General features: G+C 71.1%; 13 protein-coding genes. 10 read left to right on the forward strand and 3 right to left on the reverse strand.

Annotated elements, in window-relative coordinates; all coding sequences use genetic code 11:
- Positions 1-116 precede the first annotated feature (116 nt).
- Positions 117-671 carry an alpha/beta hydrolase gene (locus HDA40_RS01870; protein ID WP_253750681.1) on the reverse strand — a complete coding sequence of 185 codons (555 nt, stop codon included), beginning with the start codon at positions 669-671 and terminating at the stop codon, positions 117-119.
- 56 nt (positions 672-727) lie between these two features.
- Between HDA40_RS01870 and HDA40_RS01875 the strand changes: the two genes are divergently transcribed.
- Positions 728-1,171 (forward strand): VOC family protein, encoded by a 444-nt coding sequence (locus HDA40_RS01875; protein WP_253750683.1) that lies wholly within the window; start codon positions 728-730, stop codon positions 1,169-1,171.
- A gap of 8 nt (positions 1,172-1,179) precedes the next feature.
- On the opposite strand, the gene HDA40_RS01880 is transcribed toward HDA40_RS01875, so the two are convergent.
- On the reverse strand, positions 1,180-1,671 hold the full coding sequence (locus tag HDA40_RS01880; RefSeq protein ID WP_253763536.1) for a GNAT family N-acetyltransferase: 492 nt from the start codon (positions 1,669-1,671) through the stop codon (positions 1,180-1,182).
- A 96-nt stretch (positions 1,672-1,767) separates the two neighbouring features.
- On the opposite strand from HDA40_RS01880, the gene HDA40_RS01885 reads away from it, so the two are divergent.
- Together HDA40_RS01885 and HDA40_RS01890 are read left to right on the forward strand one after the other, a co-directional pair.
- On the forward strand, positions 1,768-2,310 hold the full coding sequence (locus tag HDA40_RS01885; protein WP_253750686.1) for a winged helix-turn-helix domain-containing protein: 543 nt from the start codon (positions 1,768-1,770) through the stop codon (positions 2,308-2,310).
- Positions 2,307-3,173 carry an MBL fold metallo-hydrolase gene (locus HDA40_RS01890; RefSeq protein WP_253750689.1) on the forward strand — a complete coding sequence of 289 codons (867 nt, stop codon included), beginning with the start codon at positions 2,307-2,309 and terminating at the stop codon, positions 3,171-3,173. The genes HDA40_RS01885 and HDA40_RS01890 overlap by 4 nt, the downstream gene beginning before the upstream one ends.
- An 806-nt stretch (positions 3,174-3,979) precedes the next feature.
- On the opposite strand, the gene HDA40_RS01895 is transcribed toward HDA40_RS01890, so the two are convergent.
- Complete coding sequence (locus HDA40_RS01895; protein ID WP_253750691.1) at positions 3,980-4,987, reverse strand: LacI family DNA-binding transcriptional regulator; 1,008 nt, start codon at positions 4,985-4,987, stop codon at positions 3,980-3,982.
- Between the two features lie 75 nt (positions 4,988-5,062).
- On the opposite strand from HDA40_RS01895, the gene HDA40_RS01900 reads away from it, so the two are divergent.
- From HDA40_RS01900 to HDA40_RS01930, 7 genes are all read left to right on the forward strand, one after another.
- Positions 5,063-6,202 carry a Gfo/Idh/MocA family protein gene (locus tag HDA40_RS01900; RefSeq protein WP_253750693.1) on the forward strand — a complete coding sequence of 380 codons (1,140 nt, stop codon included), beginning with the start codon at positions 5,063-5,065 and terminating at the stop codon, positions 6,200-6,202.
- On the forward strand, positions 6,199-7,254 hold the full coding sequence (locus HDA40_RS01905) for a dihydrodipicolinate synthase family protein (RefSeq protein WP_253750695.1): 1,056 nt from the start codon (positions 6,199-6,201) through the stop codon (positions 7,252-7,254). Before HDA40_RS01900 ends, HDA40_RS01905 begins: the two co-directional genes overlap by 4 nt.
- Complete coding sequence (locus HDA40_RS01910) at positions 7,251-8,141, forward strand: sugar phosphate isomerase/epimerase family protein (protein WP_253750697.1); 891 nt, start codon at positions 7,251-7,253, stop codon at positions 8,139-8,141. Before HDA40_RS01905 ends, HDA40_RS01910 begins: the two co-directional genes overlap by 4 nt.
- A complete protein-coding gene (locus tag HDA40_RS01915; RefSeq protein WP_253750698.1) occupies positions 8,138-8,941 on the forward strand; it encodes a sugar phosphate isomerase/epimerase family protein in 804 nt (267 codons plus the stop codon). The genes HDA40_RS01910 and HDA40_RS01915 overlap by 4 nt, the downstream gene beginning before the upstream one ends.
- Positions 8,942-8,945: 4 nt before the next feature.
- On the forward strand, positions 8,946-10,166 hold the full coding sequence (locus tag HDA40_RS01920) for a low temperature requirement protein A (protein ID WP_253750699.1): 1,221 nt from the start codon (positions 8,946-8,948) through the stop codon (positions 10,164-10,166).
- Positions 10,163-11,395 (forward strand): MFS transporter, encoded by a 1,233-nt coding sequence (locus HDA40_RS01925; RefSeq protein ID WP_253750702.1) that lies wholly within the window; start codon positions 10,163-10,165, stop codon positions 11,393-11,395. Before HDA40_RS01920 ends, HDA40_RS01925 begins: the two co-directional genes overlap by 4 nt.
- A gap of 112 nt (positions 11,396-11,507) precedes the next feature.
- Positions 11,508-11,960, forward strand: coding sequence for a DUF4190 domain-containing protein (locus HDA40_RS01930; RefSeq protein ID WP_253750705.1), 453 nt, complete (start codon positions 11,508-11,510; stop codon positions 11,958-11,960).
- Positions 11,961-11,998 lie beyond the last annotated feature (38 nt).

Here is an 11,998-nt window from a genome sequence, read left to right on the forward strand (position 1 = left end):
TCGGGGTACGTCGCAGGGGTACGTCGTCTGCGGACGAGTCGCGACGCCCCCACTACCAGGTGATCTCGCTTCGGCAGACCCGTGCTACCAGGTGATCTCGCTTCGGCAGACCCGTGCTACCAGGTGATCTCGTCGAGGAAGTCCTCGATCGCGGTCGCGACCCGGCCGAGCACCGCCGCCGACGCGGCCAGCCGGCCCGGCACCAACAGGCCGTGATCCGCGTCCGGAATCTCCAGCAGCCGCGGGGTCAGCTCACGGGCAAGCCCGCTGTCCCAGCTGTGATCGGCCAGCCCACCGACCAGCAGCATCGGCGCGGTCGCGCGGCGCAGTTCGGCGACCACCTCCGGCTGGTTGAGCAGCGGCGTCAGCCAGATCGCGGGCAGCCCGCGATCGGCGGCGAGCCCGGCGGCGCAGGTCCCCAGCGACTTGGCGATCACGAGGGGCTTCAGTTCCGGCGCATCGGCGGCGATCCGGTCGAGCACGGGCTCCGCCTCGGCGGTCACCCAGGCCTTCCGCTGCTCGAGCGCCAGGGTCGGCGGCTCGTCGGGCCGGGTCCACGAATGCGCCACGATCCGGGCTCCCCGCAGCTCGGCCGCCTCCGCCGCGAAGGTCAGCAACGCGGTGTACGGGCCGAATCGCCCGCCGGGGAAGATGACAGCCAGTCGATCCATCGCGCCACCGTACGCCCACGCCGAAATTGTCGGTGCCCGGCCGCATGATCTTCCGCATGGGATTTCAGCTTGCCATCGACTGCACCGACCCCGACCGCCTGGTTCCCTTCTGGGCGGCCGCGCTGGACTACCGCCCACAGGATCCGCCCCAGGGGCACGCCACCTGGCGGGACTACTACGTGAGCGTCGGTGTGCCCGAAGAGGAACTGGGCGACGGAGACTGCACCGACCGGCTCGTCGACCCGGCCGGTGCCGGGCCGGCCATCTGGTTCCAGGTCGTGCCGGAGAAGAAGACGCTCAAGAACCGGCTGCACGTCGATGTCATGGTGGGCGGTGGCCGATCGGTTCCCGTGGCGGAGCGACGCGTACGGGTGGACGCCAAGGTCGCGGAACTGGTCGGGCTCGGAGCCACCGTGCTGAACAGACACGATGGTGAAGCATCCGACCATTACGGGGTGACGATGGCCGACCCCGAAGGCAACGAATTCTGCGTCGTCTGACGGCTGGGTCAGCCGGGCAGGTAGTAGTGCACGCGGGCTGGGCTGCCGTCCGCGTCCAGCCAGTCGGCGTACTCGCTGAACACGTGCTTCCAGCCCAAGCGCTCGTAGAAGCGGCGCGCGCCGGGGGCGTTGTCGGCGACGTCGAGGAAGAGCTGGTGGCCGTGCTCCACAGCCCAGCCGGCGATCTCGTCCAGCAGCCGTCGCGCGACGCCGTTCTGCCGCGCCGCCGGGATGGTGAAGAGCCGGCTGACCATCACGGGTGAGCCGAGCGCCGGATCCATCCGCTCGACGACCGGCATGGGCGGCGTAGCGCGCCGGATCACGGCGTGGCCGAGGACTCGACCGGCGGAGACGGCCACCCAGCTCTGCATCGCGTCGTCCGGGCTGAGCCAGCCGGCCGGATCGACGGGCCACCGGACCGGATAGGCATCGGCCTCGTAGACCTCCCGGAGGGCATCAATACAGGCCGCCACCTGCCCGTCGGCCCGGGGAAGCACCATCACGTCCACGAGCGGGAACGATAGCCCACCCGTTCGCCGGGCCAGAATGCCAAAGGACCCCTTGACATCTTAAAAAGCCAAAGTAGTCTTTGGCATATGCACGTCACCGATCCTCAGGCGATCCGGGCCCTGGCCCATCCTCTCCGGCTGGACCTGCTGGGACTGCTCGGCACGATCAGCCCGGCGACCGCCGCCCAGTGCGGCCGGATCCTCGGCGTACCGCAGGCGAACTGCTCGTTCCATCTACGGCAACTCGCCAAGTACGGCTACGTCGAGGACGCCGGGCCCGGCGAGGACCGCCGGGAACGCCAGTGGCGGATCGCGGTGAAGACCCCGGATCGACTCCGGATCGACCCCGGCAGCGACCGCCTGCTCGGGCAGCAGATCGCGAACGTCGTGGTCGACCACGAGATGGCCGCGATCCGGGCGTACGTCGATCGCGAGCAGGACGAGAGCCCGGAGTGGCGCGACGGTCTGGGCATGGCGACCGCCGTCCTGAAACTCACCGCCGAACAGGCGGCTGACCTCGCCACGAAGTGGCGAACCCTGCTCGCGTCGTACGAAACCGATGCCGACAAGCCCGACGGCCGGCACGTCCGCGTGTTCGTGTCCGTCACACCCCTGGGAGAAGCACAGTGAACCTCGACGTCACCTGGATCCACGGCGCGACCGGCGAGCCCACGCTGCAGGTCCACCGCGCGGACGAGCGCACATTCATCCTGCGCCAGAGCAAGTCCGTCACCTACGAGGCGCCCTTCCTCTTCCTGCTCGTCGGCGACGACCGGGCGCTGCTGCTGGACACCGGCGCGACCGCCGAACCCGAGCAGTTCCCGCTGCGGGCGACGGTCGACGACCTGATCGGCGAACTGCCGCTCGTGGTGGCGCATTCGCACGGCCACGGCGACCACGTCGCCGCGGACGGCCAGTTCGCCGATCGTCCACACACGACGATCGTGGGCCGGGACCTCGAAGAAGTCCGGGCGTTCTTCGGCTTCGGCCCGGCGGAGGACCGACTGCCGGGCGACACGGTCACCTTCGAACTGGGCGGCCGGACGCTGTCGATCCTCGGCTCGCCCGGCCATCACAAGTCGGCGATCACGATCTACGACCCGCGTACGGGCTTCCTGCTCACCGGTGACACCGTGATCCCCGGCCGCCTGTACGCCTTCGACTACCCGGCGTTCCTCGGCACCCTCGACCGGCTCGTCGCGTTCGCGGACGAGCACCCCGTCTCCTACGTGCTCGGCTGCCACGTCGAGATGCGGCAGCGCGCGGGGCGCGACTTCCCGATCGGCGCCACCTACCACCCCGACGAGCGGCGCCTGGAGATGACCGTCGAGCAGCTCCGGCAAGTCCAGAAGGCGGCTCACGAGGTCGCTCAGCGGCCGGGCGTACATCGCTACGACGACTTCGTCATCTACAACGAACCCCGGCAGCGAGACCTGCGGCTGCTCGTGATGCGCGGGCAGCTGCACAAGCTGATCGGCCGCCGGCCCCGCTGACCCCCCGCCCGCTTCCCGGCCTCCCCTGCTGGGTCCTCGGCTTCCCCTGCTGGGTCCCCCGCTTCCCACGGCTGGGTCCCCCGCTTCCCACGGCTGGGTCCCCCGCTTCCCCCGCTGGTTCCTCCGCGGACGCCGCGCCCGCTGACGCGCGCTGGTGCCGCCGCGCCGACTGAGGCGCTGATGCCGACCGCTGATGCCGCGCCGCCCACCCGCCGCGCGCCCGCTGATGCGCACTGGCCCCGAGCCGCCCACCGATTACGCGCCCGGCGGTGACGTCAGTGGTGATCTCCGGAGGCTGACGCACCTATCCGAAGCCCGGAAGGGTGCATCAGCCTCCGGAGATCATCCGCCGATGTTCCTGGACCGCCGCCGCGTCAGGACAGGGCACGCCCGGACGGCGGTTCCGCCCGGCGCGACGGCGGCGCAACCGCGGCTCCCCTCGGCGAGTGGAACGCGGTCTACCTGAATCCGGAGCGGAAGCGTCGATGGCGTTCCACCCAGCGCCAAAGCACCCACCGAAGCGCCGCCGGCGACGCCCCGGGACGCCAGTTGCGCCCCGGCACGACAGCGGCGCGCCGCCAGCAACGCGACGGGATGGGACGGCGGCGCAACCGTGCGGCCGGCCGCAGCGAGTGGAACGCGGTCTACCTGACCCCGGAGCGGAAGCGTCGATGACGTTCCACCGACCGCCGGAAACGTCCGCCGAAGCGCGGGAGCCTTCGGGAAAGTCAAGCCAGTGAGCGGGCGCGAAGGCGCCCGCCGAACCGACCGCCAAGCGGCCAAGCGACAAGCGAGCGAGCGCCGGGCTACCGAGCGACCGCCGTCGAGGACCGAACCACGAGCGATGCCGGCACGGTGACCGACCCGTTCGGCGGCGCGACGGCCAGCCCGAGCACCCGAGAGCCCAGTTCGGCGAGGTCGAGGCGGATCGTCGTCAGCGGTGGGCCGACGTCGGCCGCGCCGGGGACGTCGTCGAAGCCGACCACGCTCAGGTCGCCTGGCACGTCGCGGCCGAGGTCCCGGGCCGCCGCCAGCACGCCGTACGCCATCACGTCGTCGAGCGCGAACACCGCCGTCAGCGATGGACGCGCGGTGAGCAGTTCGCGGGCGGCGGCGTACCCGCCGTCTCGGCTGAAGTCTCCGGCGGCGACGGCGGTGGCCGGGAGCACGGATTGGAATCCGGCGAGGCGGTCCGCCACGGTGGCGAGCGTGTCCGGCCCGCTCACGACGCCGACCTCGGTATGCCCGAGGGACACCAGATGTTCGGCGGCCAGCTGCGCTCCCGCGTAGTTCGACGGGATCACGGCGTCGACGCCGGGCCCGTGGTCGCCGATCGCGACGACACGACCGCCTTGGTCGGCGTACCCGGCGAGGTGGTCGGCGAGGTCCGCCAGGAATCGCGTACCAGTGAAGGCCGACGCGGCCAGGATGATCGCCCGCGCGCGCTGGGCGCGCAGCCGGGCGACGTATTCCAGCTCGAGCTGCGGTTCGCGGAAGGTGCACGCGACCATGACCATGAGGTCGTGGTCCCGGGCCGCGCGCATGGCGCCGGCCGCGATCGCCGCGAAGTAGGGGTCGGCGATGTCGTGGACGATCAGCCCGACGATCGAGGTGGTCGCGCGGGCGAGCGCCTGCGCCGGGGCGTGCGAGACGTAGCGCAGGCGGTTGGCCTCGGCCAGCACCCGGGCGCGCAGTTCCTCGCGGACGGTACGGCCACCGCTGCCGTGCAGGACACGGGAGGCGGTGGCCAGGGAGACGCCGGCGGCGTCGGCGACCTGTTGCAGGGTCGCCTGTGTTGACGGTTTGTCGCGCACACCGGTAACGTACCGCCTCACACGCCGTTGGAAAGCGCTTTCCGTCCCCGGACGCCGCCCTACGAAGGGAAAACCATGCGCAAGGTGAACATCATCATGAACGGGGTGACCGGGCGCATGGGCTATCGCCAGCACCTGGTCCGTTCGATCCTGGCCATCCGGGAACAGGGCGGCCTGCCGCTGCCCGGCGGCGAGGTGCTGTACCCGGAGCCCGTGCTGGTCGGCCGCAACGCCGCCAAGCTGGAGGCGCTGTGCGCCCAGCACAACCTCAGCCAGTACACCACCGATCTGGACGCCGCGCTCGCCGACGAGGCCAACGAGATCTACTTCGACTCGCAGGTGACCACCGCCCGCGTCGCCGCGCTGACCAAGGCGATCGAGGCCGGCAAGCACATCTACACGGAGAAGCCGGTCGCCGAGTCGCTGGACGACGCGCTCGGGCTGGCCAAGCTGGCCGAGGCCAAGGGCGTACGCCACGGTGTCGTCGCCGACAAGCTCTACCTCCCGGGCCTGCGGAAGCTGAAGCGCCTGGTCGACTCCGGATTCTTCGGCCGCATCCTCACCGTACGCATCGACTTCGGCTACTGGGTGTTCGAGGGCGACTGGCAACCCGCCCAGCGGCCGAGCTGGAACTACCGCTCCGAGGACGGCGGCGGCATGATCCTCGACATGTTCCCGCACTGGCGGTACGTGCTCGACCACGTGATCGCGCCGGTCCGCTCGGTGTACGCACAGTCGGTCACGCACATCCCGGCCCGCTGGGACGAGCAGGGCGCCGAGTACGCCGCCACCGCCGACGACGCCGCGTACGCCGTCCTGGAGCTGGAAGGCGGGATCGTCGCGCAGATCAACTCGTCGTGGGCGACCCGGGTCGACCGCACCGAGCTGGTCACCTTCCACGTCGACGGTACGCACGGCAGCGCCGTCGCGGGGTTGCGCGGCTGCCGCATCCAGCACCGCAACGCCACCCCGAAGCCGGTGTGGAACCCGGACCTGCCGACCAGCCACGACTTCCGGGGACTGTGGACCGAGGTGCCGGACAACGACGTCTACGACAACGGGTTCAAGGTGCAGTGGGAGGAGTACCTGACGGCGGTCGCGACCGGCGCCCCGTACGCCCACGACCTGTTCGCCGGGGCGCGCGGCGTCCAGCTGGCCGAACTCGGCACGCAGTCCGCCCGCGAAGGCCGCAAGCTCGAGGTGCCCGCGCTGTGAGCCGCCCCGCCGAGAGCAAGACCTTTTATGCGGCCGCCCACGTCGTCGCCGATCCCGATGGCGACAACGGCGAAGGCCGGCCGGCCGTCGTCGACTGGGACGCCACCATGGCGTTCCGCCATCACCTGTGGTCGCTGGGCCTGGGCATCGCCGACGCGATGGACACCGCCCAGCGCGGGATGGGCCTGGACTGGTCCGCCACGCAGGAGCTGATCCGCCGCAGCGGCGCCGAGGCGCAGTCCGTCGGCGGGCTGCTCGCCTGCGGTGCGGGCACGGATCACCTGGCTCCGGGAGCGCACCCGCTCGACGCGATCGAGGCGGCGTACCGGGAGCAGCTCGCGGTCGTGCAGAACGCCGGGGCGCGGGTCATCCTGATGGCCAGCCGCGCGCTCGCGGCCGGCGCGCAGGGACCGGCGGACTACGCCCGGATCTACGGCAGGTTGCTGACCGACGTGGATCAGCCGGTGATCCTGCACTGGCTCGGCGACATGTTCGACCCGGCGCTGGCCGGCTACTGGGGAGACAAGGATCTCGACAAGGCGGCCGACGCCGTGCTGGAGATCATCCACCACAACGCCGCCAAGGTCGACGGGATCAAGGTGTCGCTGCTCGACGCCGACCGGGAGATCGCGCTGCGGGCGAAGCTGCCGGCCGGCGTACGCCTCTACACCGGCGACGACTTCAACTACCCGTCGCTGATCGAGAGCGGATCGCACGCGCTGCTCGGCATCTTCGACGCGATCGCGGTGCCCGCCGCAGCCGCGCGTACGGCGCTCGACGCCGGGGACACCGCGAAGTTCCGGGAGATCCTCGATCCGACCGTGCCACTCGCCCGGCACATCTTCGCCACGCCGACATATCACTACAAGACCGGCATCGTGTTCCTGGCCTGGCTCAACGGGCACCAGGACGAGTTCCGGATGGTCGGCGGGCAGGAGCGCTCGCGCAGCCTCGAGCACCTGATCGAGTTGCACCGGCTCGCCGCGGAGTGCGGCGTGTTGAGCGATCCGGACCTGGCTGCGGCCCGCCTCGCATCCCTGGTGGCGCCGTGACCGCGCCTGTCGCCGCCGACACGGCGCCCGAGAGCTTCCGGCTTTCGCTCAACACCGCCACGGTGAAGAAGGCGTCGCTGGAGACCGCCGCGCGGCTCTGCGCGGAGAACGGCATCAGCGGCATCGGCCCCTGGCGCGACGTGGTCGAGGCCGCCGGGGGCGCGCAGGCCGCGCGCAAGCTCATCGACTCGTACGCCTTGAGCGTGACCACGCTCTGCCGAGGCGGGTTCTTCACGACCGGGTTCGGTAAGAGCGCGACGCCGGAGGCGCGGTCGGCGGCGCTGGCCGACAACCGGGCGGCGATCGACGAGGCGGCCGTCCTCGGCACGGGTGAGCTGGTGCTGGTCGTGGGCGGGCTGCCGGACGGGTCGAAGAACCTGCCCGCCGCCCGGCAGGCCGTCGCCGACGCCCTGGCCGAACTGGTCCCCTATGCGACCGACCGCGGCGTACGTTTGGCGATCGAGCCGCTGCACCCGATGTTCTGCGCCGATCGGGCGGTCGTGTCGACCCTCGGTCAGGCGCTGGACCTGGCCGCCCCGTTCGCGGCGGACGAGGTCGGCGTCTGTGTGGACACCTATCACATCTGGTGGGACCCCGACCTGTACGCCCAGATCGAGCGGGCGGGCCGCGAGGGCCGCATCTCGTCGTACCAGGTCTGCGACTGGGTGTTGCCGTTGGCGGAGGACGCGCTGCTGAGCCGGGGCCACGTCGGCGACGGCCACATCGACTTCGCTCCGATCACCGACGCCGTACGCGCGGCCGGCTACGCCGGGCACGTCGAGGTGGAGATCTTCAACCAGGCCGTGTGGGACACCGATCCGGCGGTGACCGTGGCCACCATGGCCGACCGTCATCGGCGCTTCATCAAGCCGGCGGGGCCGCTGTGAGACTCGCCTTCTCGACGCTGGGCTGCTCCGGACTCCCCCTGCCCGAGGTCGTACGCCTCGCGCAGGAGACCGGCTGGCCCGGCGTCGAGGTGCGGGCGGCGGCCGACGAACCGATCCACATCGGACTATCGTACGCGGAGCGGGCGGCGGCCCGGGCGGAACTGGCAGGCGTCACCCCGCTCTGCGTCGCGAGCTACGTCAAGGTGGCCGCCGAGGGCGACGACGACGCCTGCGTCGCGGACGCGCTCGCCCACGCCGACCTCGCAAAGGACCTCGGCATCCCCGCCGTGAGAGTGTTCCCGGGCGCCGAGGCGCCCCGGACCGGCCCGCTCAGCCCGGGTGCCGAAGCGCCGGGAGATGACGCCGATCAGCGGGCGGTCGCACGGTTGCGCACGATCGCCGACCGGCTGCCGGACGGCATACAGATCTGGCTGGAGACGCACGACTCCCATCCTCGGGGCGTGGACGTCGCCCGGATCCTGGGTCAGGTCGGCGACGACCGGGTCCGGGCGATCTGGGACGTCCTGCATCCGTGGCGGGTCGGCGAGCCGCTGACCGTGTCGCTGGCGGCGCTGCATCCGTACCTGGCTCATGTGCAGGTCAAGGACGTCCTCAGCGCCGCCGAGCGCACTCCCCTGCCGCTCGGCCGGGGAACGGTTCCGCTGCGCGACGCACTGGAACTGCTCCGGCGTACGGCGTACCAAGGCTGGCTGAGCCTGGAATGGGAGAGCAAGTGGCATCCCCAGGCCGGACCACTGCGGGAGGCCTTGATCGCGAGCCGGGCGTGGCTGGCATCATGATCGCGTGAGCGCCCCCTCCGCCACCCTGCGGTCGAAGACCTCCGACGAGACGTCCGCCGTCAGCACGATGGCCGGTAAGACGGCCGGTAAGAAGGTCACCCCGGCCGAGCTGTTCTGCGACCTGGTCTTCGTCTTCGCGATCGTCCAGGTCTCGGCCCTGTTGCACCACGATCACACCTGGGCCGGGATCGGGCACGCCGCGGTGCTGTTCCTGCCGCTGTTCTGGGCCTGGTCGGCGATCTCGATCCACGCCAACCTCAACCCGATCGAGAACTCGGCCGACCGGATCACGATGTTCGTCGCGGCGCTGGGCGCGCTGTTCATGGCGGTCTCGGTCCCGGACGCGTTCGGCGACCGGGGCATCATCTTCGGGGCCGCGTACCTGGTGCAGCGGGCCGCGTTGACGCTCCACGAGGCGATCACGCCCACCGATCGCCACCCAGGCCCGTTCTTCCTCGTCTTCTTCCAGATCAGCGGCCCGCTGATGTTCCTCGGCGGCTTCCTCGCCGGGAACGCCCGGCTGGCGGTGTGGATCCTGGCCATCGCGATCGACGTCGTCATGCCGCGCCTGATGCGGCGGCATCTGAGCCGGATGACCTTCGACCTGCCGCATCTCCTCGAACGACACGGCCTGTTCCTGCTCATCGCGCTCGGCGAGTCCATCCTGTCGGTCGGCGCGACCGCGGTCACCCTCGACCGCCTCACCTCGCCGGTGATCGCCACGATGATCAGCGGCTTCGCGCTCGCCTGCGGGCTGTGGTGGATCTACTTCGTCTTCGCGGGGGCGGCGCTGGAGGAACGGCTGCCGGTCGCGATCGCCCGGCTGCGGACCGACCAGCTCGGCCGCATGCTCGGCTTCAGCCATCTCTGGCTGGTCGCCGGGGTCATCGCCGTCGCGGTCGGCCTCGCCGAGGCCATCGCGCATCCCGCGCACCATCTCGACCGCGGCATCGCCAGCCTGCTGTTCGGCGGCGTCGCGCTCTATCTCGCCACCTTCGGCTACACCACCTGGCGCATGTTCCGCCGGCTGCCGCTCGCACGGCTGGTCTCGGCCGCGCTCGTGCTCGGCATGCTGCCGTTCGCGACCGAGGTCCCGGCCGTGCTCGCGCTCCTCGACCTCGCCGTCGTGCTCATGCTCCTCGCCATCATCGAGTACGCCGTCAGGGCGTACCGGGACCGTAAAGCGCGTCAGCGGCACCCTGAACCGGAAGAGGCGACCACGTGAGCAGCAAGCTGGGCGGACGCGATTTCGCCCTGTTCTGGGCAGTGGAGACACTGTCGACGTTCGGCAGCTCGTTCTCCGTCATCGCGGTGCCGCTGATGGTGCTGCACGCGACCGGCTCGGTGACGCAGATGGGCCTGCTCACCGGCGCACTCGGGGTCGCCACCCTGGTCAGCGGCTTCTTCGCCGGTGTCGTCGCCGACCGGTTCGACCGGCGCCGGCTGCTGATCATCTGCAACGTCGCACAGGCCGTGCTGTTCGGCATCATCCCGCTCGTCTGGCTGTTCGCCACCCCGATCTGGCTGCTCTACGTGGTGGTGCCGCTGACCGGCGCCTTCGCCATGCTGTTCCGGGTCACCTACGTGACCGTGGTCCCCCGCCTCGTCGACGCCGACCAACTGACCCGGGCCAATGGGCGGCTCTCGGCCAGCTTCGCCGCGTCCCAGGTCATCGGGCCGATCCTGGCCGGCGTCGTGTCGGGGCAGTTCGGCCCGTCCGTCGCGATCGCCGTCGACGCGGCGACCTTCGTCCTGGCCTCGATCGGCCTGCTCTTCGTACGCCTCCGCCCGCCGGTCGCGGCCGATGAGCACGCGCTCCCCGCGAAGGTGTCGTTCTGGGCCGAGTTCAGCGCCGGCGCCCGCTTCCTCTGGCGGCACCCGGTGCTGCGCTCGATGCTCGTCCTGCTGACGATGATGATCTTCTTCTGGCAGGGGCTGGTCGACGTCGTCATCTTCTACCTCAAGCACGATCTCGGGCAGCCGGACCGCACGGTCGGCTACGTGATGGCGGTGGCCGCCCTGGGGACCGTCGCGGGAGCGCTCACCGTCGCCCGCGTACGCAAGGTGATCGGGTTCGGGGTGACCTGGATCGGCTCGACGATGCTGGCCGGGCTGTTCGTCGCGGCGATCGCGTTCACCCACTCCGTGCCCGGCGTCGCCGTCTTCACCACGCTCGCCTTCGCTTTCACTGCCGTCGGCGGCATCTGCTCGATGTCGCTGCGCCAGGAGATCACCCCGAGCGCGCTGCTGGGCCGGGTCACCTCGGCCTGGTGGACGATCCACTTCTCGCTCGGCCCGATCGGCGCGGCGGTGGTGACGGCCTCGGCCGAACGCTTCGGGGTCGGCCTCGTCATCGGCATCGCCGGGCTGGCGTACCTGCTGATCTCGGCGGTCGGCTTCCTCACGCCGATCCGGCAGCCGCACCCGGAGCGCATGGTCGTCGACGCCGCCTGAAGGGCCGTCCGGCGACGGCCTGGGATGGCCGGGCCGGGTCGCCCGACACGGCCGCGTTCGGCATACTGACGGGCGTCCCGCACCGGCCACTGTGTACACGGAGGATCGCCGGATGACCGCCCCCGAACCCCCGGCCGCACTGCCGCCCGCTGTGCCGTCGCCGCCGCCTGCCGCACCCGCCCAGCCACCCGTGCAGTCCACACCGCCCGCTCAGGAGGTCGCGCTCACCACCGGGCGGCTGACGGAGGTGGCCCGGACGTCGAGCGACGCGTTCCGGCGTACGACGGCCAAGCACAACGTGCTGGCGATCGTGGCGCTGCTGACGGTCGCGTTGTCGGTGCTGACCTTCGGCATCCTCGCCCCCATCGGCGCGATCCTCGGGCACATCGCGTTGCGGCAGCTCAAGGGGCGTGAGCAGACCGGCCGGGGGATGGCGCGGGCGGCGGTGATCCTGGGCTGGACCTTCACCTTCTTCCTGCCCTGCCTTACCCTGTTCCTCGGGATGGGCACGATCCTCGCCTTGATCAAGACGGCAGCGGAGCTGATCGGCCTGTTCGCCGGTTGACAACGAGCTGTGCGGCTATTCCGCGTCATAGAGTGACG

Source organism: Hamadaea flava (assembly GCF_024172085.1).
Classification (GTDB): domain Bacteria; phylum Actinomycetota; class Actinomycetes; order Mycobacteriales; family Micromonosporaceae; genus Hamadaea; species Hamadaea flava.

Coding starts and splice junctions, on each gene's coding strand:
- HDA40_RS01870 (WP_253750681.1), bottom strand. CDS start 671: ATGGATCGACTGGCTGTCATCTTCCCCGGCGGGCGATTCGGCCCGTAC.
- HDA40_RS01875 (WP_253750683.1), top strand. CDS start 728: ATGGGATTTCAGCTTGCCATCGACTGCACCGACCCCGACCGCCTGGTT.
- HDA40_RS01880 (WP_253763536.1), bottom strand. CDS start 1,671: ATGGTGCTTCCCCGGGCCGACGGGCAGGTGGCGGCCTGTATTGATGCC.
- HDA40_RS01885 (WP_253750686.1), top strand. CDS start 1,768: ATGCACGTCACCGATCCTCAGGCGATCCGGGCCCTGGCCCATCCTCTC.
- HDA40_RS01900 (WP_253750693.1), top strand. CDS start 5,063: ATGCGCAAGGTGAACATCATCATGAACGGGGTGACCGGGCGCATGGGC.
- HDA40_RS01930 (WP_253750705.1), top strand. CDS start 11,508: ATGACCGCCCCCGAACCCCCGGCCGCACTGCCGCCCGCTGTGCCGTCG.